The organism is Pseudoalteromonas sp. 2CM36K (assembly GCF_023161865.1).
Taxonomy (GTDB): domain Bacteria; phylum Pseudomonadota; class Gammaproteobacteria; order Enterobacterales; family Alteromonadaceae; genus Pseudoalteromonas; species Pseudoalteromonas tetraodonis.
In genome coordinates this window covers 1-25,061 of record NZ_JALNTK010000034.1, presented here as the reverse complement: position 1 = coordinate 25,061, position 25,061 = coordinate 1, and the positions used below count along the sequence as shown (strand labels likewise).

The following is a 25,061-nucleotide window of genomic DNA, read 5'->3' as shown; positions in this document are numbered from 1 at the left end:
CGTTGCGACGTTGTCGCTAGGGATGCGTATAATACATCCTTTATTTTTCGAGTCAACACTTAATTTTAAACTTTCTTTCGATGATTTAAACTTAAGTTTTACTTAACTCTCTGAGTAGCTCATGCCTCGCTATGCGTTGCGTTCTGCCGTCTCAGTGGGGTCGCATTATAGGGAGATCCGAAAACAGATCAACCTTTTTTTTAGATCTTTTTACCGTTTGCTCAAGTTTCAAACAAACGAGGCTGAAATAGTAAAGAAACGCCTTACTATCGGTTGTTTTTTACACTCTTATTAACTATTTGCTATAAATTTCATTGCTATGTTCAATTAAGACGTTAAGATAGCAAGTTCACAATGTTAAATTAATGTTTATTTCCTGTTTATTGGTAGATCAAAATGAAATTACCCGATCAAAAATCTTTTATCTTCGCAGTTATTCTTGCTGTTGTTGGTTTTGTTATCGTTAAGTTTGCGCTTGCAAGCCTAGCATTAGACCCTGCACTTCTATTCGGTGCCGGTTTATTAATTGGTGGACTTGTTATTGCTGCAATGTCATCAGTAAGTACAGAAGAAGCCGAAGTAAAAACAAAAACACTTTATGTTGGCAATCTTCCTTATCGTGCAAATGAAGGTGTAGTTCGTACTTTATTTGAGGAGCAAGGCAAAGTATTTAACGTTCGTTTGTTAAAAGATAAGAATACTGGCAAGCGTCGCGGTTTTGGCTTTGTTGAAATGGCACAAGCAGATGCTGATAATGCAATTGCTAAACTAAACGATAGTGAGTTCCAACAACGTACTTTGAAAGTACGTGAAGCAAAACAAAAACAAGAAGATGATTCTAACTCTTATCGTTCAGAGTCGGATCAAACAGTGTAACTTGCTTAACCGCTAATTTATCACTACATACATCAGCCGTTGCATAATAGTGCAGCGGCTTTTTTATGCCTGCTTGATTATTACTTAATTTGAGTAAATAACTAACTCGCTTAGCAATGGCCGCACCAGAGTCTAATAACTGTACTTGCGTATTAAAGTAATCACTAATTGGTTTAGCTAAAATAGGAAAGTGAGTACAGCCTAATACCAGTACATCGATATCTTTATTAATATTTAATCGGTCTAACTCAGTGTGCAACTTATCGAGATCTAAGTGCTGGGTAAAAAAGAGAGTCTCTGCCAAAGTAACCAGTTCAACACTACTATATAAACTTGTGGTTATCGATGAGGCATGTTCTTTTATAAGTGCATCAGTATACGGGCTTGATACCGTTGCGGGAGTTGCCAATAAACCTATATGTTTTGATTGCGTTAATTGCGCTGCGGGTTTAATTGCAGGTACTACCCCAACAATAGGAATATCGGTAATTTGACGTACCGCACTTAACGCTGATGTTGAGGCGGTATTGCAGGCTATAACAATTAAGTCGACATTTAGTGACTCATCTTTAATAAATTGAATCAATCCACATAGTCGATTAATGATGGTTTGTTGCGACTGTGCGCCATATGGCAATAATGCATTATCCATAAAATAGCTGTATTGAGCATGAGGAATGCTTTGCTGAATATGCTCAAGCACGGTGGTTCCACCTATACCTGAATCAAATACCATGATGTGCGCTAACAAACTACCATTCCTACTCTTTACTAAGAACGGCAGTTTGCCATGTGGCTTTTGTAAAAGAAAGTAGTTTTACTCAGTGCCTAGCTTTGCAGTAGCGGCGCTTAATTTATCTAAGTTTTCAAACATGGTGTTAGTGTAATCAACCAGTTTATCTATTTCTTGTTGATCTTGATTTAGCCATTGAATGATACCTGATAGCTGGCTTTCTAATCCTAGGGTGTGCGCTTTAGAGTAAGCCGATTTTAGATCATCATTAAAAGGGGCAACACTCTCGGCAATGGCTTTTTCTGATGTTGGCTTAATTTGTTCATACTCTTTAATGGCAGCAACGGTTTTGCTTTGACGTAAGTCCATTGAGAATGCCACCAGCTGTTCATTCCCTAAACTGAGTTCTTGGGCTTGTTCAAATGCTTTGTCTAAATCGCCACTGAAAAAGGTTTTACTGACATCTTGTAACTCTGCCATTAAATCATTTATGGTTTGCTGCTCGTCTTCATTAAGCTCACCATTTACTGACATCGAGAAAGAGAGCTCACGGGATTCAGAAAATTGCGTACTAAATGATTGTGAATCATCTGTTTGTTGATAGCGACTAGATGATTGCGATTGATAAGCATCTGCAAAGCTAATACTCACCTCATCACCTTCTGCTGTGGTGAATGTGTAATCAGCACTATTGCTTAAACTTACATATTGCGCCTGACTTACAGTTACGCTTGCAGGTTGAGGGTTAAATAAGTTCTGCTCAAATTTATCGAGGCCCCTAAAGATACCCTCTTTAGATTTATCAATACCCTCTTCAAGTTCTTGATTAAATACGCCCATGCCTTTTAGTTCATCCACAGCCTCATCAACACCCGTTTGCACTCCTTTACGTGCCTGATTTAGCATATCTTGCAGTTTGTCGTTATCGGCACCATTGGCTTTGGCTTTTTTTACCGAGCTTGTAACAAAGTCTAAAACATTTTTTACGACTTCATTAAAATCAAACAGTGGTTTGTCTTTTTTCGCTTCAGCAACCGGCAAACCTAATTCTTTTGCCATTTTGTCACCTAATATGGCAGCAGCCAGTTCTTTTCCTCGTTGCTGATAACTAGTTGGTGGCGAGTCTATTTTAGGCTGTGGCATTGCTTGTTTAGTATTGTATTTATTGGCATTGCTGTGTGGAACAAAACTAAAGTTACCTATTTTCATGAGAGGACTCCTATTTAGACTTACTCTTATATCGGCCAAGAAAGCCTATGCTGTAGTAAAATGCTCAAAAAAAGCTCACTATATTTGATCAAAACTAGACAAATACGCTTCGCCCCCTACAATAGCGCCGATAAACAGATCTCAACGATAAGGTTATACCGTTAATGGCAGTTATAAATATAGATACCACGCAATACGATGCACAATTAAATGAAAAAGAGCAGCGTATTACAGAGCAATTCCAACGTTTTGGTGTAAAACAGTTAGAAGTATTTAGCTCTGAGCCCATTAACTACCGCCAACGTGCAGAATTTAGAGTATGGCACGATGGTGACGATCTGTTTCATATTATGTTTGATCAACAAACAAAAGATAAAATACGTGTTGATACCTTTGACCCTGCAGCTCCTTTAGTAGGTGAAGTTATGCAGGTGATGATTGAAAATTTAAAAGGCTGCGAAGTACTGCGTCGTAAATTATTTCAAATAGATTATTTATCAACCCTCAGTGGTGAAATTTTAGTGAGCTTGCTATATCACAAGCCACTTGATGAACACTGGTTAACTGAGATCAATGCCTTAAAAGAAAAACTAAGTAGCCAGTACAAAATTGACTTTATTGGCCGTGCACGTAAGCAAAAAGAAAAATTGGGCGATGACTTTGTTACTGAGCGCTTAATGGTGAATGGCCAAGAGCTAATCTATCAGCAGGTAGAAAATAGCTTTACTCAGCCTAATGCGAAGGTAAATATTAAAATGTTAGAGTGGGCACAAGAGTTATGTAAACCACTAAACAATGATTTACTAGAGCTGTATTGTGGTAACGGAAACTTTTCAATTGCACTTGCGGGCTCATTTAATAAAGTGCTGGCAACAGAAATATCAAAATCGTCTGTGCATTCAGCGCAATATAATATTGCTCAAAACAAAGTAACTAACTTAGATATTATTCGCATGTCGAGCGAAGAGTTTACTCAGGCAATGAAAGGCGAGCGTACTTTCTCTCGCCTAGATGGCATTGACCTTAGTAGTTACAACTGCCAAACCATCTTAGTCGACCCGCCTCGAGCAGGCATGGACACGCTTACGTGTGACTTAGTGGCTAACTATGAGAATATTATTTATATCTCATGTAACCCAGACACATTAGAGCGCGACCTTGATCACTTAACGCAAACCCATGAGGTTAAGCGCTTTGCAATATTTGATCAGTTCCCTTATACACACCACATTGAATCTGGTGTGTTTTTACAACGTAAATAAAAAAAGCATTAAACAGCGCACGTTGTAAAAATAAAAAAGCTCCTTAAGGAGCTTTTTTATTTAACCAAACTACTTATTTATTTGCTAAGTAATTAATGAGTGCGCTTACATCTTCTGGCGATGAAATGCCTGACTCACCACCTAGGTTAAGCTTGTATTTACCATTAACGATAAACGTAGGAACGCCACGAAGTGCCCCTTTGCCTTTAAAGTAATCTTGGTCACGTTTCATTTTAGAGCTAAGTGTACGTACCGAGAAGCTTTCAAATAATTTATCAAACTTGTCGCCATCTACGCCTTGCGCTAAGAATACGTCTTTTACATCTGCCAACTCATTAAATCGTGCACGCTTTGCATGGATATGATCAAACATCGCTGAAATAATTTTATCTTTTTGAGGTAGTACTTCAGCTGTAGCTAATGCTTGGCTGATCATGGTTTGATGTTCTGGGTCACGTACACCCACAAAATCTACATGGCTTTTCTTAAACTTTACGTTTTTATCTAGCTTAGGTTTGATTTCGGCCAGCAGTGGTTCCATGTTATTACACGCAGGACAGTAAAAAGAGAAAAACTCTTTTACTTCTGGTTTTCTGGTTGCACGATCAGAGACGACATCGTAATGCACGCCCTCTTCGTAAGTGGCAGCAAAACTGGTTGCAGCTAAAGGGAGTAATACAGCAAGCAACCCTGCTTTAACTAATTTGATCATTATTATGGTGCTCCAAAAATTATAGTTTTAGTAAAAAGCTAATTAACGCATCAAGTTCTTGTTGGCTCTTGATTGTATTAATATTGATTTTATATTTGTCATTTACGATAAATGTAGGTACGCCAGTTAATGCGCCAAGCTCAGAATATTTATTCTGCTTATCTTGCATGGCACGTTCAGCTGCTATGATAGGCAAACTAGCAATATCATTATCAAATGTGCTGTTATCAATTGCGTTAAGCTCTAATAACTTCTTAACGTCTTTAATTTCTGTTAATGGTGCACGCTGAATATGGATGCTTTTAAAAATTTGCGCTGTTACTGCTTCGGCTTGACCATGCTTTTTTGCGATTAAGTAAGCAAAGCTTAAATTACTTTGCGCTTGTGGTGAAACGCCTCCCAAAAAGTTGACATGATTTTTTACAAATTCAGCCCCTTCAGGTAAGTTTTCTGCAATCCCTTTGGCTACCGGCTCAAATTTAAAACAATGTGGGCAATAGAAAGAGAAAAACTCGGTTACATTCGGGGTTTTACTTTTTTCAACATCAATTACAGTGTATTGATTACCCGCTTCAAAGTTAGCAGCTAATGCTGCAAAAGGTAAACATAGGATCAGTAAACTTAGTTTTAATTTTTTAAGCATGAATATCTCGTTATACTTCTTTTAAAATAAAAATATTATGGCAATAATTTTAACGGGGCTTCTTGCAAAGCTGCAAACTGCTCTTTAAGCGCTAAAATTTGTTGCTCCCAGTATTTGTCATCTGCAAACCATGAAAAGTTCCGTACAAAAGCAGGATCACTCCAACGTTTTGCAACCCAACCCATGTAATGAATCATACGCATGGCGCGAAGCGGTTCGATCAGCTTCAGTTGTGAGTGATCAAAATCACAAAACTCTTCATACGCATTCACTAAAGTGTCTAACTGTAACAGCTGTGTTTGTCGATCGCCACTGAGCATCATCCATAAATCTTGAATTGCAGGTCCTTGGCGGCTATCGTCTAAATCAACAAACATCAGCGCATCCCCAGCCCATAAAATATTACCAGCATGGCAGTCTCCGTGTAAGCGAATACTGTCTACATTTTTATATTGCAGCTGCGCTTGGGCAATGACTAAATCTAAAATAGTGTAAAAGGAAGTCTCTAATCCCATAGGGACTAACTTACTTTTTTGTAAATGAACTTTAGCTGTATCTAAATATTCATCACAGGTAATGGTCGGTCTTTGAGTAAAGGGTTTCGTTTTGGCTACTTGATGCATACGACCGATTAAACGCCCGAGCACATCGAGTTGATCTAAATTGTCCACCTCAAATAAACGCCCGCCTACACTTGGGAACAAAGTAAATAAATACCCTTGATGTTCAAACAAGCTTTGCCCATTGTGTTTTATTGGCGCCACCACCGGTACTTCAGCGGCGGCTAGCTCAAAAGCAAAGTCATGCTCTTCTTGAATTTGCGCTTTGCTCCAGCGCTCAGGGCGATAAAACTTAACGACGTAACGCTTTGCACCCTCGGCCACAAATTGATAGACCCGATTCTCGTAGCTATTTAGCGCTAACAACCCTGACTCAGCATAAATATCCACGCTTTCTATGGCATCCAAAATAAGATCTGGGGTTAAGTCAATAAAGCTAAATTTACTCATATACTTCTTATATAAAAAGAAAAGCGGGAATATCCCGCTTTTTTGTTAATAACAGTGCTCGTTTGCCTTTAATAAAGCGACTTATCGTGCTTTAAAAAAGTTGCTTGGCTGCGATATTTTATTATCGGGCTCGTTTATTGGCGACAACACAAAGTTAAACTCGGTCATTGGCGCTTTTAAATCATAAGGGTCCATTACCAGTGATAGCGGTACATTATGCGATTCACCAGCGTTTACTGTAAAGGTAGTATCACCTAAGTATTTATAATTATCTAACCCCGTTACATCAATAGAGAACGTTTGCTCGTACTGTGCCTTATTAATCACTTTTAAGGTGTAGGTGTTTTCAACTAAACCATTAAAATCGACACGATACAACTGGTTGCGGTCGCGAATAATATCAAAGTCCATGGTTTTACGCATGGCGATATTAGCAACCAGCGCACCGGTAAGTAAGATTAAAATAACACTGTAACCAATCAGCTTTGGACGCAGCGGATGGGTTTTATTCTCCGGTGTTTCTAAATTACGCTCGGTGGTGTAAGAGATAAGGCCCCGAGGGTAATTCATTTTATCCATTACGCCGTCACAGGCATCAATACAAGCACCACAATTTATACACTCATATTGCAGACCATTACGAATATCGATCCCGGTTGGGCAAACCTGCACACACAAGTTACAGTCAATACAGTCACCTAAACCCAACTCTTTTGGGTCTTGTTTACGCGAACGTGGCCCGCGGTTTTCACCACGCGCTTCATCGTAGCTTACAGTAAAGGTGTCTTTATCAAACATTGCTGACTGAAAACGTGAGTATGGGCATATATGTAAACACATAATTTCGCGCATCCAACCCGCATTACCATAAGTACAAATAGTAAATACAATAATACTAACTAAGGCATAACCGCCCACATTAAAGGTAACAAATTCAGGCAGTAGTTCGCGAATAGGCGTGAAGTAACCAACAAACGTTAACGCAGTATATAAAGAAAATAATACCCAACTAGTGTGCTTAGCTGTTTTACGCCAGAACTTGTCAAAATCCATCGGCCGTTGATCTAACTTTTTACGTTGGTTAGCGCTGCCCTCAAACTTTTCTTCAAACCAAATAAAAATGAAGGTCCATACTGTTTGCGGACATGTATAGCCACACCACACTCGACCATAAAAAGTGGTAACCAGAAATAAGGCAAACGCTGCTAGCATAAATATAAATGCAAGAATGGTGAAATCTTGTGGCCACAGGGTTAAGCCAAAAATATTAAATTTTTGCTCCATTAGCTCAAATAAAACAGCTTGTTGACCATTAAAGTTGATCCATGGCAATAACATAAACGCCAGCATGCCTAAAAAGCCAATACGTTGTCTTAGTAATTGATGGAGCCCTGAAACAGCACGCACATAAATACGGTTGCGTGGGTTAAATCTATCTTCTTGTCGGCTCAGATCGGGTTTTTGGATCTTAACCTCTGTTGGTATGTTTTTTACTTTAATTTGCTTATCCATTGAAGTTCCTCAACGCCGCTAGGAAATAAAAATTCAGCAATCTTTTTGTACTTTTCGCCTAAGTGTAGCAACTTACATGCTAAACATAATACGCTTTAGGTCGCACTTGTATACTTTCAGATATTTCAGAAATATCTAATTACTCCCCTTATTATACGCATATTGGCTAAAATTACTGACTAGATTGCTAATAATTTATTCAACTTGTGACTTGCTTTTAAGGTGTATTTTATTACACTTGCCGGCTACTAACGTGTTGTTTGGATCAAGGTTTGTGTATTTATGAAGAAATTTTTTATACTAGTGGTTGTGATCCTAGCATTTTTTACCATTGATCACCCCTTGGTAAAAGAGCCTCGTGAGCGCTTACTCGGTGATGGTATAGGCTTGTTAAGCAGCACAACTAAAGTTGATCGTTTTCCTGTCGCAACCATGACAAGAAACAAAATCAATAAACAGTTAGCACTTTCAAGATCCGAAGAAGACTATATTAATAAAACGTTTACCAATGATGAGTCAGTAAAGTTGTTTGAACTACGCTATTGTCGTCAAGGCGATCTAAACCTTTACTTTTATTCAGAACGTTTAACAACGGTATGTCGCATTATCAAAGAGTCATTAGCGCAATCGAGAGTGAAATAATGGATTTTTCTGGATTAAATAAAAAAGCAAGTAACTCATTTCACAAACATCGCACTATGCTTAAGCAGTTGGCACAAGGTAAAACACTTAAATGTGAGCATTGCCAGGGTGTATTAACGTTAAATTTAGCCACCAGCGAACCTGGTAAGGGAGTAATACAGTGCAAACAAGGTTGCACTGATATTGAATTAGAGATTGGCGCTTAAGGCTTTACCTACTTATTCATCCCACCCCTCATCGGTATACAAACCACTATTAAGCGCGACAATTTCTATAAGTTCAGCAAAACCTAACGCAAAGTCGCCCATTAATTCATACTGCTGCGCACACAAATGTAATTCATCGATATTATTTTGCTGTGCAATCTGTGCAATCGTTGGTTTATCTAATGCAAAAAAGCTAAGAGTCGCCTGTGCACTTTCAAGCGCTTGCTTGTATTGAATATCTAGTTGCTCACTCTGAAGTAACTTATGAGTATACGTTTGGCTTGCAGTTAAAAAACCTGCAGACCACTGCTGACAAAACTCAAGGTCAAACTCAGCGGGTAACTTATAACCAAGTTCAAATACTTGTTCACTTACTTGGTGATGTAATGCCATAAACAAAAACAACATGTCTTCATCAAGGTCATTCGCGGTATTAGGTAGAATTTGCTCTAACCATTGATGTACTTCTAATGGCTCAGGTGAACAAGTAGTGCCAAATAAGTAACCTTGGCTTTGAATAAGGCTCATAGCGCCAGGCTGGGTAGTTAAAAACTCGCTGAGCAGCTTGGCGTGCTGCTCAGTAAACTGAGGTATTTGCATTAAAACTCTTTTTTGTAAAATATTAAAATTTAAGTGGATACCGACCTTGGTTATCTGGTCTACCTAAAAACTTCACCGCGTCATGGACTTCTTTCGGTAAAGTGAGATCAGGTTTAACATATCCCGCTACTTTAAAATCAAAATTGGCTTTTAGTGTAGCATCAGCCTCTAACCCTAATCTATTATTTGGCTCGATAAGTATGGCTACATCGCCCGACTTACAACTTAGTTTACCGCTTAAATCGCCTATATTAAACCAGCCAGCTAGTCCTTGCACATCAATATCAGGGCTGGCTATTTCACCTTGTAATGATTGGCAATAAGGAGCGCCTGAAACATACTCATCGAGCTCTAAAATAACGCGTCCTTTAGCAGTAACCGGTAACGGTAAATCAATGCGCTGCATAGCGCGCTCAACCGTTGAACGCACTACAGTATCAGTTATTCTAAGTTCATCATTTGTGAGAGAATAACTAATATCTGCATACCCAGAAATGTCATCACGTTCGCGAGGATTACCAAAACGTAAGTTAGTATTCACTTGAGCTTTAAAGATTGACCAGCCTGATATATCCCAACGTACATTATTCAACTGTTCACCTTGAAAGCGAAGCTGCATTATTTGACCTTGCCATAGCGTACCAAAAGTTTGCCCTACCTCTAACTGCGCAGGTAAGTAAGGTTTAGCAAAATTTAAAGCCACTGCAGCGGGCAATTTAATAACGCTAAAAACAAGAAAGCTAATTACAAAAACGATGGATAAAATTATTATTTTTTTCATTAACTACTTCTCTAATACTAAACGGCTAACGCGTACATAACCGGATTTATCATCTTGGCTTAAATCTAAATTTTCTACGCTTAAACCATGCTGATTAACCAGCTCGTCAATCCATTGGATTAATTGATTAAACTCCACTGAGTCGAGTGTTAAACGAAGTGAATTATCATTTGGCTGCATTTTACTAATATTAATGCTGTAACGACCGCGCGTATTATTCACTATTTGGCTGAGGTTTTGATTGCTCACCGCTTGCGCTTTTCCTGCTGCTTTAAGTTTAACGATACTGTCGTCTACCCATGCTAGCAATTCTTGTTGTTTTATTTGTGATTGTTGCGCATTTTCTATTGCCGTATTTAAGGGTCTAAATATACCCATTACCAAAACAAAAATAATAAATACACCACCCGCAACCATTATTAACTGCTGCTCTTGCTCTTTTAATGAACCCCAATATTTCATGAACGGCTGTTTCATTGTGCACCTCGCAGTCTAATTTCGCCGACGATATAATCACCATCATTATTTAACGACCCCTGCTCAACAGTCACACCTTGCTGCTCAAGAATGGCTTTAACCTTACCAAAGGTTTGAAAGTCTTTTGCACGAGCACGAATACGTAATTCATTACGGCGCTTATCAAAACGTAAGGTTTGCGGTGTAAATTCGCTCACTTGTGAAAATACACTCACCAGCTTGCTGGTTAAATCTAAAAAGCCAGCATCGCTCGTACCTTGTACTTTATCCAGTGCTCCCTGTATTTGATTTTTAATTAAGTGAGGGCGCACCCGCGTGCCTGGAAAGGCTTTTTGAAATCGCTCTACTACTTGTGATTTAGCTACCTCAAGCTGCGAATTAAGCTGATGTAATTCAACCGCTTTAATAGCCACACTCGATAGCAAAGCAATAACACTAATTATGGTGGCACTTTTCCAGTAACCCCACCATAAAGCCGTTTTCTTTTTAATCGTGTAAGGCCCTTGACGCAAATTAAATTTAAGCTGATCTAACTGCTTAGCAAATAATGCTAACGGCAGCTCATAGTCACTGGTTTGCGGATGCAAGGTAAGCGTTTCGGGAAATTGCTCTGCAGGGCTGTAATGTTTTATATCAGGGTTACCTAAAGCCGTTAGATATTCCTTTAACCAGCTGCTTTCAACCGCACCGATATGCCAGTCACCTTTTTTAAATAGCCATTGCTTGTTGAGCTCAATTGCGGCTACACAAGGCTCTTCTGCACTGGGCAATAACAAGCCATCCGGCACTATTTTATGAGCAGTGAGCTGGTGTTGCTCAAACACCTCTAACCAGTGCTCAAACCAATCACGGTTCATTAGCGCAACCCTAATTGCATGCTGCTCCTCAACCATCGTTGGCTCCCCAAGCGCAATATAGATGTCGTCTATATCACAGGCAATATCCTCTTCGAGCATATAAGGGAGTGCTTGCTCTAGTTTACGGTTCCATTTAGTTGGCAGTATCACCGTTTTTAATTGCACTTGGTCGCATGGTAAAAGTACCACGAGCTCTCGGGTTGATGCTTTTTCAGTTAACTCACTTAACTGGCTGGCATTTTGTAACTCGCCACTGGCTATTATTTCTTGTTCTTGTGGTGAGTATATTAACCAGTTAAGTAAGTCTTGTTCGGTTTGACCCGTGCGGATCAACAGTATCTCTGTCACTGTACGCCTCCAAATTTTCGCGCCAGTATCGTTACCTCGCCATTGCTGGCATACAGTAATGTGGTCATCGAAAAACGCAAATCAACAAATTTTGCCTGCGTTTGTAATTTAAAATATTCACTTTTCACACTAAAAAGTTTTTCTACTGCTTTGATGTTTTTACCACCTTGTTGTAATACAGATTCAAAAAACTCTTCAATATTATCAAAACCATTTTCAGGACGCGCTGCAATTACCGCTTGAGCGCCTGAAACACTAAGTTCATCTATTAAGCCACTGAGTAATAATGCTTGCTCTTCAGTGATTGTATTAACATTGATTGAAAGTAATGTGCTACCTGGGATCACACAGACAAAAGGCAGCACTTTTTCCATAACCAAAGGATTAAACCCTTTAATTAAACGCAGTTCAGACACCGATGCAAATAAGCTATTAGCCGTCATATATGGAAACTGACGCGATAAATACTCGCCTTCTTCAGCTCCTGAGCGATAGGTTATACTGTTCTCATCAAGCCAATCAAACACACTGTCGGCCATCCCTTCTTCTGATTCATCACTGGGTAAATCTTCTATATTTTCTAATATGGCAAACAACGCTTTATGCGCAGGGTTCGTTTTATTAGTACTGTTTGGGTCGGGCTCAGCACCAAGCGCATTTAAGTTTAAACAAGCTTGTAAATCAGTTAACTGACCGCTTAACGTGCCGTTATCAACTGGATACTTAACATCACCTTGCTTTGCCCACGGCTGCGCTAAGGTGGTTTTTTCTGGATCGTCTTTTTTACTTTGAATTAAGCCTTTAATAGCTAATTCTTCAGCGCCGTAAGCATACCATTTAGCCTGTTGCTGACTTTGCAAGTTAGTACTTCTTTGTACCTGTAACATTAAGTTCGCACTCATTTCTACGGCTAAAATAGCAGCCAGCGCGACAATAAATAACACAATAACTAACGCCGCGCCGCGTGATGTTTTTTGATTCATCAAGGCGTTCCTCGGCCATTTGGTTGCGATTGGTTAGTACCATCATTAACCGGTTTTGGTAGCTCTTTACCGAGTCCTGGCACTAAAAAAACGCGCCTAATTGGTTCTGCGTTCATTTGCTTTAACGTTACAGCGACCGCTTTAGGTAACGCCTTAATTTGCCAGTTTTCTTGCCACTCTGCGTTACCATCTAAAAACTCAAATTTAAGCTCTTCTACGTCAGCTAAAACAACTTGGCTACGAGGCTCCATATTATCAAGTTGATCAACATAAATGCGATATACTCGTTCTAAGTTGTCATCAATTACTCGATAACCAACAGCTTGCAGCTCTGAGCGAGGAAGTAAATTAATGGGATTCATCCAACCATCACGCACAAAGGCAATGCCATCAAGCTGGCTTTCTAAAATGTAGCGCCCTGCAAGTAAGTAACTCTCTTGAAAATCCCCAGCTTCATTACGCACTTGGCGTTTAGTCATTTGGCTAAAGTCTTGATCCATTAGCCTGAAGGCTGTTTGTAACCCATTTAGCTCAGCAATTTTTTCATCTGATGCTTCTTTGGCACGCGTGGTGGTATCAAGTATTTGGTGGGTGGCCATAATAACAAACGCCAACACCCCTAGTGCCACCATCACTTCTAATAATGTAAAACCGCGCTGCTTCACTTATGGCTTACCTTTATTTAAGTAAGTACTTAACTCATAAATTGAATTTTCATACTTATCATCTGTAAACACATTAATAGTGACCTTTACAAAGCTCTTATCAGCAGTGGGCACAACATCTTGGCGCCAAAACCATGCAATCCCCGCCATCATCTCAGTGCCGCGGGTACCATTTTTACCTTGCCATTTTTCGCCTTTCGTTCGTTGTTCTACCAATACATTCTCGGCTACCCATGAGCCATACGTTTGCTCTTCAATACTCGATAAGTGATGAATATGCTCACCAGTTGCTTGCATTGCAGCAATACCCGCCATAGCACAAATACTTAGCGCAACTAAGACTTCTAATAAGGTAAAACCTTGGTATTTTTTCATTATTGGGGCTCTCGACGAAAATCAACTGGCGCTGCAAATTTACCTTCAATAAAATATACCGGCTCCGCCTGATCTTTTAACTCAAGCATAAGCTGAAATGCACTTACATCAGCAGAGGATAAAAGAAGTACTTGAGGAACTTTTAATTTTTTAAGTTCTAATAAACTATCTTCATTATCGCCACTCATTAACTCACGCCAGTTAGACTGCTCTAATAAGTTATCTTGTGCCCAAGGTAGGTCTTCTAGATTAAGTGTTACTTTAAATTGCTGGTCAAACTCAATTGGTTTAAATAACTCTTCCCGCTCAAAGCTGGTCCACTTTTCGCCATCAAACACTAAAAACTCAAGCGTATTTTGATCAACTAATAAACCTAACTCTACCTGATTAAGTACGGCAAATTCCGATGCGGCATTAATGGTGGTATGCAGCCTACTTGCTTGCTTATCTAGCTCTTCCTCTGCGCCGCCATCTAAGCTGTATACCACCATTTTGGTGGCAAAGGCGATGATCACCAATACCACTAAAATTTCTATTAAACTAAAACCATATTGCTTCGCACTCAGGTGCTTAAGGTTTACCCGCATGGTAAACCCCAATCAACTAAGTTTAAGCGTATGATTAAGTTAATGCCCATTACTGCTTATCTTCACCCCAGTTACCAATATCATCCTCAGTAGCCGGTTCGCCATCAGGCCCCATTGAAAAAATATCAATTTTACCTACTTCACCTGGGTAAATAAGTTGGTAAGGGTTGCCCCATGGATCTTCTGGCAATTTACTAATAAAACCGCCATCAGGAAAACGCTTTGGGATAGGCTCAATGCTGGTTTTAGTTACCAACGCCTCAAGCCCTTGCTCTGTACTCGGGTAGCTTTTATTTTTTAACTTGTAAAGGCTAACGGCATCTTCTAACTGCTGAATATCTAAATGCGCTTTATCAATAGCCGCTTCTTCTTGCTGACCCATAATATTAGGTGCCACAATCGACATGATCATCCCGATGATAACCAATACCACCATCACTTCTAATAAAGAAAAACCTGATTGTTTATTCACGTTATTACCTCGTTATTCTAAAAACACTAAACAAAAATGATTTAATTAAATCATTAATATAAAAAATAATTAAAGGCCAACAGCCTTATTCATTGCCATAATTGGCTGCAAAATTGCCATTACTATAAACAGTACAATGACTGCCATAGAGGCAATCATTGCGGGTTCTAATAATTTTAATGACACATTGACCATACTTTCAAACTCGCGATCTTGATTATTAGCGGCTCGCTCTAACATTTGCTCAAGTTCACCAGACTTTTCACCACTGGCTATCATATGTAGCATCATTGGTGGAAACAACTTAGTTTGCTGTAGTGAAGCACGAAGACTCGCCCCTTCACTTACTCTTTCTGCGGCATCAGCCACAGCTTGTTTGATTTTTTCGTTAACTAATACCCCACCAGAAATACGCATTCCTTCTAGTAGCGGTACTGAACTTGACGATAAAATACTTAAAGTACGAGCAAAGCGCGCTGTGTTAATCCCTCTAGCAACTTTACCTATGCCTGGCATATGTAATACTTTTGCATCCCACCAAAACCGTACCTTAGGTTTTTTAAGCGCATACTTGATTCCAACCGCGGTAGCGGTGATCACCAGTAAACTTATAAACCAGTAATTTTGCACAAAATGACTACCCGCCATAACCCACTCGGTAGTCCAAGGTAAAACTTGTTTGGTTTTTTCGAACGTTTTTAATATTTTAGGTACTACGGTACCTAATAACACCGAAACAATACCAATAGCAAACACCACCAAAATAATCGGATACACCATAGCCTGCGTAATTTGACTGCGCATATGTTGGCGCTGCTCGGTATAATCAGCTAGCCTGTTGAGCACTTGATCTAAGTGACCTGACTTTTCACCTGCCGCCACCATAGCGCGGTATAAATCGTCAAATACATGCGGAAACTCACTCATCCCATCAGCCAGGGTATAACCTTCCACTACTTTAGAGCGCACCGACATTAACATACGTTTTAAGCGTGGTTTTTCACACTGCTCAGCAACCGCCATTACCGCCCCTTCTACAGGAAGGGCAGACTGAATTAAGGTTGCAAGTTGACGTGTAATCAAAGCGAGATCGGCAGTTGATATGGTTGGTTTAAATAAAGAACCGAGTAAAGGTACTTTTTGACCTTTAACTTGTTTGTCATCTTGCGCAGCAGGCACCACCTCAAGTGGTGTAAGCTTTTGATCGCGCAGAAGCTGACGAACTTGCTTAGCTGTATCGGCTTCTAAAATACCTTTTTTTTCTTTTCCCCGGCCATCTAATGCGCGGTATTCAAACGCTGCCATAGTTAGCCTTCCTCACGCGTTACGCGCAGCACTTCTTCAAGCGTTGTTTTACCTGCAAGCACACGGCTGCAGCCATCTTGACGAATGCTTGGGCTGTGCTTACGAATGTATTTCTCTACGCTTTGCTCACCTTTACCGCTGTGGATCATTTCACGAATGGTTTCGTCGACGACTAATAACTCGTGAATACCAGTACGACCTCGGTAGCCATTAAAGTTACACTCTTCACATCCTACCGCGCGGTAAATCGTCGGAGCATTGTCAAACGGTACGCCGAGTAATTCACATTCACGCTCATCTGCAACGTGACCTTCTTTACAGCTATTACATAAAGTACGTACCAAGCGCTGGGATAATACCCCTAGTAATGAAGACGATAATAAAAACGGCTCAACGCCCATATCTTCCATACGAGTGATTGCGCCTGAGGCGGTATTAGTATGTAACGTAGACATAACTAAGTGGCCAGTAAGTGATGCTTGTACACCAATTTGGGCTGTTTCTAAATCTCGTATTTCACCGACCATAACTACATCAGGATCTTGACGTAAAATAGCGCGCAGACCACGGGCAAAAGTCATATCAACCTTGGTATTAACCTGTGTTTGGCCAATGCCAGGAATTTCGTACTCGATTGGATCTTCAACCGTTAAAATATTGCGATCCCGCGAGTTAATTTGGCTCATACCTGCATATAGCGTGGTACTTTTACCAGAGCCTGTAGGGCCTGTTACTAAAATTATACCGTGAGGCTTGCTAATTAAGTCGGCAAACAGCTCTCGGTTTCGAGCTGTCATACCTAAGTCTTCTAGGTTTAAACGTGCATTGTTTTTATCAAGCAAACGCAGTACCACTCGCTCACCAAAGCTCGATGGCATAGTCGACACACGCACATCTACAGCGCGCCCAGCGATACGTAAACTAATACGGCCATCTTGCGGTATGCGTTTTTCTGCAATATCGAGTTTGGCCATTACTTTAATACGCGATACCAACAAAGAGGCTAATTTACGATTAGGCTTTAGAACTTCTTTAAGTACCCCATCCACCCGAAAACGAATAACCAGCTCTTGCTCAAACGTTTCAATGTGGATATCAGAGGCGCCTTCTTTAATTGCCTCACTGAGCATGGCATTAATCAGCTTTATAATAGGTGCATCGTCGTCACCGGCAAGCAAGTCTTCTGTTTGAGGGAGCTCATCAGCTAGTGAGAATAAATCAACCTCATTACCAATATCTTCCATCATTTGCTGAGTTTCTGAGCTGTCACGTTGATACGATGCTTCTAGTAATAGCTCAAACTTATCATCTTCTAGTTGCTCAAGTGTAAAGCCATGTCCTGCAATACGACGCACTTCTAATAATACATCAACATCAAGCTCGCCACGGTAGTAAACAACTCGGTTATCCTTATGTTTACTAAGTAACGCACCCACTCGTCTGGCATATGAAAACGGCAAACGTTTTGCAGGCAGTTCAATTAAGTCATCTTGAGCAAGCTGTTCATCATTACTGTGAGTAATTGGATGAACAACATCTTGATTAATATCTTCTATCGCATTAGTCATCATTACGCTCTTGTGCATTTTGTTTGCGTAAATGCTCTTCATACGTTGGTGGTAACAACAATTCGTCATTCCACTCAGGTAAAATAGGTGTGTCTGACATTGGCATTAAATTAATACCATCTTCACGTTTTTTAAATTGTTCACCGCGAATAAAGTTATATTTATTAAAGCTAAGTTTATTCATACTAACGCCATCGCGAATAATGGTCGGTCTTATAAATACAATAAGATTACGCTTACGCTTTGTTGTATTAGTTGACTTAAATAAGTGCCCTAAAATAGGGATGTCGCCTAGTAATGGCACTTTTGACACGCTTTCTTGTACATCTTCATCTATCAAGCCGCCTAATACCACCATGCCGCCATCATCTGCCATTACGGTTGTTTTAATTGCGCGCTTATTGACTGAAATATCAACTGCCGTTGCACCACTTACACTAGAAACTTCTTGCTCAATGGTTAATTGCACTGCAGAACCATCGTTAATTTGTGGTGTCACTTTAAGTTTTATACCCACTTCTTGACGCTCAACCGTTTGAAATGGATTTTCATTGTTACTACCGGTTTGTGAACCGGTAATAATAGGCACTTCTTGACCAACTAAAATAGACGCCTCTTCGTTATCCATAGTGGTAATAGATGGAGTCGCTAGAATATTAGAATTAGTATCGGTTGAAACCGCTTGAACAATTGCGCCCCAGTCATTTTTAATTACCCCCATAGCTAACCCATTAATACCACCAAGTAATGACGCAAGCGGGCCGTAGTCGCCTTCTTTTGTCTCTTCGTAAGGTGTTGCATTTCCTGATTCGCTACCAGTGACCACTTTTGTCACCGTTTTATCACGGGCTTGCTCAGCCGCTACGGCTAAAGAGCCAACAGGTACTGTTGTACCGTTGTTAAATTGCAGCATGCCGCCTTCTTCTGAAATCCATTGCAGGCCAAAGTTAACGCCATCGCCTTCCATTACTTCAATAATAATGGCTTCCACTAGTACTTGTGCGCGGCGAATATCTAAGCGCGCAATAACAGATTCTAGTGAACGCATCGTATCTGGCTGAGCGGTAATAACTAATGAATTAGAATCTGGATGAGCTTCAATGCTAGTGTCGTTCTTATTGCTACTGCGAGTTTTGGTTGCCCCACCTTTTGAATCCTCTGCCAGCGATTTGCTCACACCTTGGAGTACTTTTACTAAATCTTCGGCCTTTGCGTAATTGAGGTAAAACACTTTGGTATTACCTTGGCTTTCCAGTTCACCATCTAAACGTTTAATGAGCTCAATGGCACGTGTGCGTGCTTGGCCTTCACCACTGACAATCACACTATTAGTACGACCATCAGCTACGACTTTAGGAATTAAAAACTCAGGTACGCTACCCTTGCCACTATCTTTATAAATATTCTCTACTACAGAGACAACATCATCAGCTGTTGCGAACTTGAGCTTAACGATATCGACTCGCTTATCACCCGCTTGATCAACAGAGCGAATAATTTCTACTAAGCGGTTAACCGAGGCTGCATGACCAGTTAGCATCATGACGTTGGCCGCATTAAAGTTAGCAACGTGACCACCGTCTTTTTGGTCGCTAAATTGGCGAACTAAAGGACCTAATTCTTGTACGCTTACATTTTTAACTCGCACAACCCGTGTAATCATCATATCGCCAAGCGCTTGGCTATCAGCAGTAATTAATGGCACGTTTGATTTTTTAGCATCTGAGCTTTTTTCTATTTTGATTATGTTGTTATCCATTTCAACGGCTGAATAACCGTAAACTTCTAAAACATTTAAAAAGAACTGATAGTAAAGCGCCTCATCCATTAATTCATAACTACGTACATTTACTTTGCCACGCACGTTAGGATCAATAATGATGGTTTTATTAAGGTTTTTGCCAACAATATTAATAAACTCATTAATATCTGTGCCCTTAAAGTTAGCAGCATATTCAACAGCAGCAACCGACATAGAAAGACTTGCCGCTAAAAAAAGTGCTGCATACTTAGCTAACCCTTTTTTAATTTTTTTGAGGTGTAGCACCTGAACCATTATGTTAAAACTCCAAAGCTAAGTTATTGCAGACTAAATAGTACATCTATTTGCTCACCATCACGCTCTATTGTGATAGTTGCATCTGTACTGTTTCGCAGCTCATTCATTGCTGCCATTGCCTGTTTTAAATCTGTTAATTGATAACCGTTAATTGCCACGGCTAAATCGTTATTTTGTAATCCCATTTGTTTAAATAGTTCGGGCTCTTTACCTGGACTCAAACGATAACCTATAAGTTCACCATCATTCATCGCTTGAGAAACACGTATATAATCAAATAGCTTGCCAGGTTCTTCTAAAAGCTCTTCGCGAGTTTCTATTAATGCTTCTTTCACCTCAAGGTTGGCAGTGGCATCAATTTGTTCATCGCTTTGTGCTGAAGGCGCTAAAGGCCCCATTTCAGACTCATCTCGCGCAGCGAGTACCGGCATAGACACTGTTTTGGTAAAGTCGAGTCCATCAAGCATTAAGGTTTCAAAGCGACCACTTACATCTAGAATCACACGATCTGGGAGTATTTGCGATACTTTTGCACGTGTACCTTGCACCACATCCTCTACTAAATAACTCGTCTGGCGACCTTGCGACTCAATAATAGCCATTCCCGCCTTATCATCATTACTAACAGCAACGATACCGGTTAAATTAATACTAAGACGCGTTTCAGGGGCATTATTAATGACTTTAGTTTGCGAAGCAGTATTGGTGTTTTTTGTTACATTTACTTTACCAAATAAAAATTGCTCAATGATCGAATCTACAGACTGGTTATTGCCACCCACAGCTTGGTTAGAATAGCTGATAGGGGCAAGAGGAGATGTTACTGGCTGCGGCCATAATAGCCACATCAGTTTTGATAATAAAAATGCAATATAAACAACAACTAAAACCATAACCATTGCGCTTAATTTCGCATGCGGTAAACGGTTTAATAACTGCTTAAATTGTTGAACGTGCTGTTCCATAGGTAGTGTTCTTATTTTAATTTATAACGAAATCACTCAGCCATAGTACCTTTTCATTTTTCATTCAACAAGCACGCTAATATTAAACTTTGTAAACAGATTAATTTATTTATCGTATCAGCTATCAAGCAATAGCTACATGCGGTAACGGTTTCGTGATAATTTACCTAGGCAGTAAATTTACTAGGGATGTTTTATGACAAAGAAAACTAAACTCAATGACAGCTCAGAAAACGCTGACGCACTTAAAGTGAGGTTGGACAAATGGTTATGGGCGGCTCGATTTTATAAAACGCGTGCAATAGCTCGAGAAATGGTACAAGGCGGCAAAGTACATTATAATGGGCAACGCAGTAAGGCTAGTAAAATTGTAGAAATTGGCGCAGTTATAAAGCTAGCTCAAGGCGTTGATGAAAAAACCATCACAGTATTAAATATACTTGAAAAGCGCCAAAGCGCCCCCATTGCACAGACCATGTATCAAGAATCTGATGCTAGTATTGCTAAGCGTGAAGAAAATAGTATTGCACGCAAAAATAACAGTTTCTTTGCTCCTCATCCGGATAAAAAACCAGATAAAAAGCAAAGGCGCGAACTTTTAAAAATGAAATCAAGTTAGGTATAGCCGCTCATGCAACAAGATTTACTTCACCGCTATTTATTTGACAACCTCGATGTTCGTGGCGAACTCGTACAAATAGACAACGCTTACAATGAAATGATTGCGAAACACAATTATCCAGAGCCCGTTAAAGCATTATTAGGTGAGCTGCTTGTTGCAACCTGTTTATTAACAGCAACGTTAAAGTTTGAAGGCGAAATTGCAGTTCAACTACAAGGTGATGGCCCCGTAAAATATGCGGTGATCAATGGTGATGATCAACAAAATATGCGTGGTATTGCGCGATTACAACATGAAGTTACTGGCTCAACGGTAAAAGAGCTCATTGGCCAAGGCTACATGGTTATCACGATTACTCCAACTCAAGGTGAGCGTTACCAAGGTATAGTACCTTTAGAGCATGATACATTAAGTGAATGTATAGAAAGCTATTTTGAGCAGTCTGAGCAATTAAAGACGCGCCTTTGGTTTGCAACCGATACTGAAGAAGGCTGCGCCAAAGCATGTGGGCTATTTTTACAAGTGCTACCTGTAGATAAACAAAAATCGATTGAAGATTTTGCTCACTTAGAAGCACTCAGCAATACTATTAAAGATGAGGAGCTACTAGAGCTTGATGCCAATACTATTCTAACGCGCCTTTATCATGAAGATAACCCACGCGTATTTGACCCTCAACCAATTCAATTTAAATGTGGCTGTAATCGCGAAAAAACGATGACAGCTTTAGTTAATGTTGGTCAACAAACGCTTTTGGATGATGTCGAAAAAAATGGTGAGATTAAAATTAGCTGTCATTACTGTTTAAAAGATTATGTATTTAACGAACAAGATATAAAAAGTATATTTAATTAATCTAGCTTTTAAAACACACTATAAAATAGCCATAATTTTTTATGGCTTTTTTGTGCCCAAAAAATGACACCGGTATCACAAGCTGAGCATTTTTCATGACACCGGTATCATTGAAATTATTCATGTTTTTTCCTTAATTTATATGTTTTTACGGCGTTTATAAGCTCGAATATCCTTAATCCATCTGTTACTATATTTGCAGCTTAAAGGTTACTAAGACCCAGAGCTATCCCGTTCAATCTCACACAATTTAGGTATAAACATGACTTCAAGCGCTACCCGTTTTGTCGATCTAACTGCAGCTGAACTTGTCGAACACGCTATCAGCCGTGGCGAAGGGACTTTAGCCGCCAATGGTGCTTTTGTAGCTAACACTGGTCGTCGTACCGGTCGTTCTCCAAAAGATCGTTTTATTGTTCAAGAATCAAGTACTGAAAATGAAATCCAATGGGGTAATGTAAATCGCCCATTCGATGCAGATAAGTTTGACGCCTTATGGGCACGTGTAGAAGCACATGTGCAAAGCAACGACCACTTTATCTCTCACCTTGAAGTAGGCGCTGATCCAGAGCACTACCTTCCAGTGGTTGTAACAACAGAAACTGCTTGGCACCATATCTTCGCTAAAAATATGTTCATCCAACCACAATCATACAACAAAGCCGACTTTCCTCAGTGGCAAGTAATGAACGTACCTTCGTTTGTATGTGATCCAGAGCGCGATGGTACCAATAGCGATGGCACAGTTATTATTAACTTTGCACAACGTAAAGTGTTACTTGCTGGCATGCGCTACGCGGGTGAAATGAAAAAATCGATGTTCTCTGTGCAAAACTTCCTACTACCAGCGAAAGGTGTATTACCAATGCACTGTTCTGCTAACGTAGGTGAAGCAGGCGATACCGCATTATTCTTTGGTTTATCTGGTACAGGTAAAACAACATTATCAGCAGATCCAACTCGCTTCTTAATCGGTGATGACGAGCACGGCTGGGCACCAGGTAGTGTATTTAATATCGAAGGTGGTTGTTACGCTAAATGTATCGACCTTTCTCAGAAAAACGAACCTGTTATCTGGGATGCTATTCGATTCGGTACAATTTTAGAGAATGTGGTACTTGATGAAAACCGTGTTCCTGATTTCAACGATACCAGCCTAACTCAAAATAGCCGTGCAGCTTACCCACTAGAGCACGTTGAAAAACGTAAAGTTGAAAACCGCGCAGGTGAACCTAAGGCTGTTGTTTTTCTAACATGTGATGTGAGTGGTGTACTACCGCCGGTATCTGTACTAACCGAAGAAGCTGCAGCATTTCACTTCCTAAGTGGCTACACAGCAAAAGTAGGCTCTACAGAAATTGGTTCTACTAGCGATATTGAATCAACATTCTCAACCTGTTTTGGTGCTCCTTTCTTCCCACGCCCTGCAGGTGTATACGCAGAGCTTCTAATGAAGCGTGTACGTGAATTCGGCGCTAAAGTTTACCTTGTCAACACAGGATGGACAGGTGGCCCTTACGGTACTGGTAAGCGCTTTGATATCCCAACAACACGAGCTGTTGTGGATGCAATCGTATCTGGAAAATTAGCCGGTGTAGAAACCCAACACATTGACGTGCTAAACCTAGACGTACCAGTTGCAGTACCGGGCGTAGATAGCAAGCTTCTTAACCCAATCAATACCTGGGAAGACAAAGCTAAATACGCAGAGTATGCGGCTAAGCTAGCATCTGATTTCACAGAAAATTTTGCTAAATACGACGTATCTGACGAAATTAAAAACGCAGGCCCTAAAGTTTAATAATCACCTTTAGCCTGATAATTAAAACGCCAACCTTGAGTTGGCGTTTTTGATCCTATCTATTTTACTTCAGCAACGTAGTTACTTTAATAATTGCTGATAAGCCACCTATTAGCTAAAACGTTTCCCTATGTTTTGTGCATTTCTTAATAAAGGCTCACCGAGTGCCTATTAAGCTTTAAAGTAGCAGTTACTAGTTTGTATATCTCAAATTAAACGCTATTAAACTATGTCACATTAGTACAGTTACGGGTTGTCATCAGCAATGAAACAATACTGTAGGGTATATCTGTCCAATACCTCACTCTTTACCCTGTTAGAGCACATCAAACAACACTAGCTATTACTGGTAAACTCCTACGATCACAAGAAGGCTCAAGTCATTCGAGTCTTGCTTGCTTTTGGAGTGAGTGTGCTACTTCGTAGTGACCACGCAGTAAAATATCGTAGTGCCTACAGCGCTAGAGAGCCACATAGCAAGGTACATTTAATGTTTTTAATGGAATGCGTTGGCTCTGAGGTTAACGCTGTGCAGCTGATAGCTGACGGCTGACGGCTGACGGCTGACGGCTGACGGCTAATACTTTCACTTTCCTGCAGACGTAAAAAAGCCCGACTCTTTCGAATCGGGCTTTCTTGTATTTGAAGCATGGTAATGTCGTAGTGCCCACAGCGATGGAAAGCCACATAACAAATGGGATACTCTCTATGCGTCGGGAGTCGCTTCGCTCGCCCAACCTGCGCGATAGGTGCTGGGTGAGTGTGTGCTTTTCACTTTCCTGCAGACGTAAAAAAGCCCGACTCTTTCGAATCGGGCTTTCTTGTATTTGGAGCCTGGTAATGTCCTACTTTCACATAACAAATGCTACACTATCATCGGCGCTGTTTCGTTTCACTACTGAGTTCGGCATGGGGTCAGGTGGGTCCAAAACGCTA

General features: G+C 40.2%; 26 protein-coding genes and 1 rRNA gene. 7 read left to right on the top strand and 20 right to left on the bottom strand.

Going from position 1 to position 25,061, the window contains the following annotated elements:
- The first annotated feature begins 396 nt into the window (after positions 1 to 396).
- Positions 397 to 876, top strand: coding sequence for an RNA recognition motif domain-containing protein (locus tag MTN97_RS17120; protein ID WP_013464268.1), 480 nt, complete (start codon positions 397 to 399; stop codon positions 874 to 876).
- On the opposite strand, the gene murI is transcribed toward MTN97_RS17120, so the two are convergent.
- Together murI and MTN97_RS17110 are read right to left on the bottom strand one after the other, a co-directional pair.
- Positions 839 to 1,627, bottom strand: a complete 789-nt coding sequence (murI, locus tag MTN97_RS17115; RefSeq protein ID WP_248474958.1) for a glutamate racemase — start codon at positions 1,625 to 1,627, stop codon at positions 839 to 841. The genes MTN97_RS17120 and murI overlap by 38 nt on opposite strands.
- Positions 1,628 to 1,693: 66 nt before the next feature.
- Complete coding sequence (locus MTN97_RS17110; RefSeq protein WP_248474957.1) at positions 1,694 to 2,818, bottom strand: DUF5610 domain-containing protein; 1,125 nt, start codon at positions 2,816 to 2,818, stop codon at positions 1,694 to 1,696.
- Between the two features lie 164 nt (positions 2,819 to 2,982).
- On the opposite strand from MTN97_RS17110, the gene trmA reads away from it, so the two are divergent.
- Positions 2,983 to 4,080 carry a tRNA (uridine(54)-C5)-methyltransferase TrmA gene (trmA, locus tag MTN97_RS17105; RefSeq protein WP_128583690.1) on the top strand — a complete coding sequence of 366 codons (1,098 nt, stop codon included), beginning with the start codon at positions 2,983 to 2,985 and terminating at the stop codon, positions 4,078 to 4,080.
- A gap of 73 nt (positions 4,081 to 4,153) precedes the next feature.
- Here trmA and MTN97_RS17100 read toward each other — a convergent pair whose 3' ends face one another.
- The 4 genes from MTN97_RS17100 to ccoG all read right to left on the bottom strand — a co-directional run bounded on the left by MTN97_RS17100 (position 4,154) and on the right by ccoG (position 7,957).
- Positions 4,154 to 4,792 (bottom strand): thiol:disulfide interchange protein DsbA/DsbL, encoded by a 639-nt coding sequence (locus MTN97_RS17100; protein WP_008113400.1) that lies wholly within the window; start codon positions 4,790 to 4,792, stop codon positions 4,154 to 4,156.
- Positions 4,793 to 4,811: 19 nt separating this feature from the next.
- Positions 4,812 to 5,435 carry a thiol:disulfide interchange protein DsbA/DsbL gene (locus MTN97_RS17095; protein WP_248474956.1) on the bottom strand — a complete coding sequence of 208 codons (624 nt, stop codon included), beginning with the start codon at positions 5,433 to 5,435 and terminating at the stop codon, positions 4,812 to 4,814.
- A gap of 35 nt (positions 5,436 to 5,470) precedes the next feature.
- Positions 5,471 to 6,445: a serine/threonine protein kinase gene (locus MTN97_RS17090; RefSeq protein ID WP_248474955.1), complete on the bottom strand. Its 975-nt coding sequence runs from the start codon at positions 6,443 to 6,445 to the stop codon at positions 5,471 to 5,473.
- An 81-nt stretch (positions 6,446 to 6,526) separates the two neighbouring features.
- Positions 6,527 to 7,957, bottom strand: coding sequence for a cytochrome c oxidase accessory protein CcoG (ccoG, locus tag MTN97_RS17085; protein ID WP_036980430.1), 1,431 nt, complete (start codon positions 7,955 to 7,957; stop codon positions 6,527 to 6,529).
- A 282-nt stretch (positions 7,958 to 8,239) separates the two neighbouring features.
- On the opposite strand from ccoG, the gene MTN97_RS17080 reads away from it, so the two are divergent.
- Positions 8,240 to 8,599 (top strand): hypothetical protein, encoded by a 360-nt coding sequence (locus MTN97_RS17080; protein ID WP_069439166.1) that lies wholly within the window; start codon positions 8,240 to 8,242, stop codon positions 8,597 to 8,599.
- A complete protein-coding gene (locus tag MTN97_RS17075; RefSeq protein ID WP_013464260.1) occupies positions 8,599 to 8,805 on the top strand; it encodes a hypothetical protein in 207 nt (68 codons plus the stop codon). Before MTN97_RS17080 ends, MTN97_RS17075 begins: the two co-directional genes overlap by 1 nt.
- A 12-nt stretch (positions 8,806 to 8,817) precedes the next feature.
- Here MTN97_RS17075 and MTN97_RS17070 read toward each other — a convergent pair whose 3' ends face one another.
- From MTN97_RS17070 to gspC, 13 genes are all read right to left on the bottom strand, one after another.
- Positions 8,818 to 9,405, bottom strand: a complete 588-nt coding sequence (locus tag MTN97_RS17070; RefSeq protein ID WP_248474954.1) for a UPF0149 family protein — start codon at positions 9,403 to 9,405, stop codon at positions 8,818 to 8,820.
- Between the two features lie 22 nt (positions 9,406 to 9,427).
- Positions 9,428 to 10,186 (bottom strand): type II secretion system protein N, encoded by a 759-nt coding sequence (locus tag MTN97_RS17065; RefSeq protein ID WP_036980435.1) that lies wholly within the window; start codon positions 10,184 to 10,186, stop codon positions 9,428 to 9,430.
- A 3-nt stretch (positions 10,187 to 10,189) separates the two neighbouring features.
- Positions 10,190 to 10,663 carry a type II secretion system protein GspM gene (gene gspM, locus MTN97_RS17060; RefSeq protein WP_248474953.1) on the bottom strand — a complete coding sequence of 158 codons (474 nt, stop codon included), beginning with the start codon at positions 10,661 to 10,663 and terminating at the stop codon, positions 10,190 to 10,192.
- Complete coding sequence (gene gspL / locus MTN97_RS17055) at positions 10,660 to 11,868, bottom strand: type II secretion system protein GspL (protein WP_248474952.1); 1,209 nt, start codon at positions 11,866 to 11,868, stop codon at positions 10,660 to 10,662. Before gspL ends, gspM begins: the two co-directional genes overlap by 4 nt.
- Positions 11,865 to 12,851, bottom strand: a complete 987-nt coding sequence (gene gspK / locus MTN97_RS17050) for a type II secretion system minor pseudopilin GspK (protein WP_248474951.1) — start codon at positions 12,849 to 12,851, stop codon at positions 11,865 to 11,867. Before gspK ends, gspL begins: the two co-directional genes overlap by 4 nt.
- A complete protein-coding gene (gene gspJ / locus MTN97_RS17045; RefSeq protein WP_010393015.1) occupies positions 12,851 to 13,516 on the bottom strand; it encodes a type II secretion system minor pseudopilin GspJ in 666 nt (221 codons plus the stop codon). The genes gspK and gspJ overlap by 1 nt, the downstream gene beginning before the upstream one ends.
- On the bottom strand, positions 13,517 to 13,891 hold the full coding sequence (gene gspI / locus MTN97_RS17040; protein WP_138608178.1) for a type II secretion system minor pseudopilin GspI: 375 nt from the start codon (positions 13,889 to 13,891) through the stop codon (positions 13,517 to 13,519). It abuts the gene before it with no gap.
- The gene (gene gspH / locus MTN97_RS17035; protein ID WP_010393010.1) at positions 13,891 to 14,478 is read right to left on the bottom strand and encodes a type II secretion system minor pseudopilin GspH; all 588 of its coding nucleotides are present in this window, start codon (positions 14,476 to 14,478) and stop codon (positions 13,891 to 13,893) included. Before gspH ends, gspI begins: the two co-directional genes overlap by 1 nt.
- A 49-nt stretch (positions 14,479 to 14,527) precedes the next feature.
- Positions 14,528 to 14,950, bottom strand: a complete 423-nt coding sequence (gene gspG / locus MTN97_RS17030; protein ID WP_010393008.1) for a type II secretion system major pseudopilin GspG — start codon at positions 14,948 to 14,950, stop codon at positions 14,528 to 14,530.
- 69 nt (positions 14,951 to 15,019) lie between these two features.
- Positions 15,020 to 16,255 (bottom strand): type II secretion system inner membrane protein GspF, encoded by a 1,236-nt coding sequence (gene gspF / locus MTN97_RS17025; protein ID WP_075169550.1) that lies wholly within the window; start codon positions 16,253 to 16,255, stop codon positions 15,020 to 15,022.
- A 2-nt stretch (positions 16,256 to 16,257) separates the two neighbouring features.
- A complete protein-coding gene (gspE, locus tag MTN97_RS17020; protein ID WP_010393003.1) occupies positions 16,258 to 17,823 on the bottom strand; it encodes a type II secretion system ATPase GspE in 1,566 nt (521 codons plus the stop codon).
- On the bottom strand, positions 17,816 to 19,879 hold the full coding sequence (gspD, locus tag MTN97_RS17015; protein WP_138563766.1) for a type II secretion system secretin GspD: 2,064 nt from the start codon (positions 19,877 to 19,879) through the stop codon (positions 17,816 to 17,818). Before gspD ends, gspE begins: the two co-directional genes overlap by 8 nt.
- A 23-nt stretch (positions 19,880 to 19,902) precedes the next feature.
- Positions 19,903 to 20,847: a type II secretion system protein GspC gene (gene gspC / locus MTN97_RS17010; RefSeq protein WP_010392999.1), complete on the bottom strand. Its 945-nt coding sequence runs from the start codon at positions 20,845 to 20,847 to the stop codon at positions 19,903 to 19,905.
- Between the two features lie 196 nt (positions 20,848 to 21,043).
- Here gspC and hslR point away from each other — a divergent pair, with 196 nt between their 5' ends.
- From hslR to MTN97_RS16995, 3 genes are all read left to right on the top strand, one after another.
- Positions 21,044 to 21,466 (top strand): ribosome-associated heat shock protein Hsp15, encoded by a 423-nt coding sequence (gene hslR / locus MTN97_RS17005; protein ID WP_010392996.1) that lies wholly within the window; start codon positions 21,044 to 21,046, stop codon positions 21,464 to 21,466.
- 12 nt (positions 21,467 to 21,478) lie between these two features.
- A complete protein-coding gene (gene hslO, locus MTN97_RS17000) occupies positions 21,479 to 22,324 on the top strand; it encodes an Hsp33 family molecular chaperone HslO (RefSeq protein ID WP_008113427.1) in 846 nt (281 codons plus the stop codon).
- Positions 22,325 to 22,586: 262 nt separating this feature from the next.
- Positions 22,587 to 24,125: a phosphoenolpyruvate carboxykinase gene (locus MTN97_RS16995; RefSeq protein WP_193051139.1), complete on the top strand. Its 1,539-nt coding sequence runs from the start codon at positions 22,587 to 22,589 to the stop codon at positions 24,123 to 24,125.
- Positions 24,126 to 24,957: 832 nt separating this feature from the next.
- Here the strand turns inward: MTN97_RS16995 and rrf are convergent.
- Positions 24,958 to 25,061 (bottom strand): 5S ribosomal RNA (gene rrf / locus MTN97_RS16990); the annotation flags it as partial.

Bases quoted from the DNA above. Each gene is read 5' to 3' on its own strand.
- MTN97_RS17095 (WP_248474956.1), bottom strand. From the start codon at position 5,435: ATGCTTAAAAAATTAAAACTAAGTTTACTGATCCTATGTTTACCTTTT.
- hslR (WP_010392996.1), top strand. From the start codon at position 21,044: ATGACAAAGAAAACTAAACTCAATGACAGCTCAGAAAACGCTGACGCA.
- trmA (WP_128583690.1), top strand. From the start codon at position 2,983: ATGGCAGTTATAAATATAGATACCACGCAATACGATGCACAATTAAAT.
- MTN97_RS17070 (WP_248474954.1), bottom strand. From the start codon at position 9,405: ATGCAAATACCTCAGTTTACTGAGCAGCACGCCAAGCTGCTCAGCGAG.
- gspD (WP_138563766.1), bottom strand. From the start codon at position 19,879: ATGGTTCAGGTGCTACACCTCAAAAAAATTAAAAAAGGGTTAGCTAAG.
- MTN97_RS17065 (WP_036980435.1), bottom strand. From the start codon at position 10,186: ATGAAAAAAATAATAATTTTATCCATCGTTTTTGTAATTAGCTTTCTT.
- hslO (WP_008113427.1), top strand. From the start codon at position 21,479: ATGCAACAAGATTTACTTCACCGCTATTTATTTGACAACCTCGATGTT.
- MTN97_RS17120 (WP_013464268.1), top strand. From the start codon at position 397: ATGAAATTACCCGATCAAAAATCTTTTATCTTCGCAGTTATTCTTGCT.
- gspM (WP_248474953.1), bottom strand. From the start codon at position 10,663: ATGAAACAGCCGTTCATGAAATATTGGGGTTCATTAAAAGAGCAAGAG.
- gspH (WP_010393010.1), bottom strand. From the start codon at position 14,478: ATGCGGGTAAACCTTAAGCACCTGAGTGCGAAGCAATATGGTTTTAGT.
- MTN97_RS17090 (WP_248474955.1), bottom strand. From the start codon at position 6,445: ATGAGTAAATTTAGCTTTATTGACTTAACCCCAGATCTTATTTTGGAT.
- gspK (WP_248474951.1), bottom strand. From the start codon at position 12,851: ATGAATCAAAAAACATCACGCGGCGCGGCGTTAGTTATTGTGTTATTT.
- gspI (WP_138608178.1), bottom strand. From the start codon at position 13,891: ATGAAAAAATACCAAGGTTTTACCTTATTAGAAGTCTTAGTTGCGCTA.
- MTN97_RS17110 (WP_248474957.1), bottom strand. From the start codon at position 2,818: ATGAAAATAGGTAACTTTAGTTTTGTTCCACACAGCAATGCCAATAAA.
- MTN97_RS17100 (WP_008113400.1), bottom strand. From the start codon at position 4,792: ATGATCAAATTAGTTAAAGCAGGGTTGCTTGCTGTATTACTCCCTTTA.
- MTN97_RS17075 (WP_013464260.1), top strand. From the start codon at position 8,599: ATGGATTTTTCTGGATTAAATAAAAAAGCAAGTAACTCATTTCACAAA.
- MTN97_RS16995 (WP_193051139.1), top strand. From the start codon at position 22,587: ATGACTTCAAGCGCTACCCGTTTTGTCGATCTAACTGCAGCTGAACTT.
- ccoG (WP_036980430.1), bottom strand. From the start codon at position 7,957: ATGGATAAGCAAATTAAAGTAAAAAACATACCAACAGAGGTTAAGATC.
- gspC (WP_010392999.1), bottom strand. From the start codon at position 20,847: ATGGAACAGCACGTTCAACAATTTAAGCAGTTATTAAACCGTTTACCG.
- gspE (WP_010393003.1), bottom strand. From the start codon at position 17,823: ATGACTAATGCGATAGAAGATATTAATCAAGATGTTGTTCATCCAATT.
- gspF (WP_075169550.1), bottom strand. From the start codon at position 16,255: ATGGCAGCGTTTGAATACCGCGCATTAGATGGCCGGGGAAAAGAAAAA.
- MTN97_RS17080 (WP_069439166.1), top strand. From the start codon at position 8,240: ATGAAGAAATTTTTTATACTAGTGGTTGTGATCCTAGCATTTTTTACC.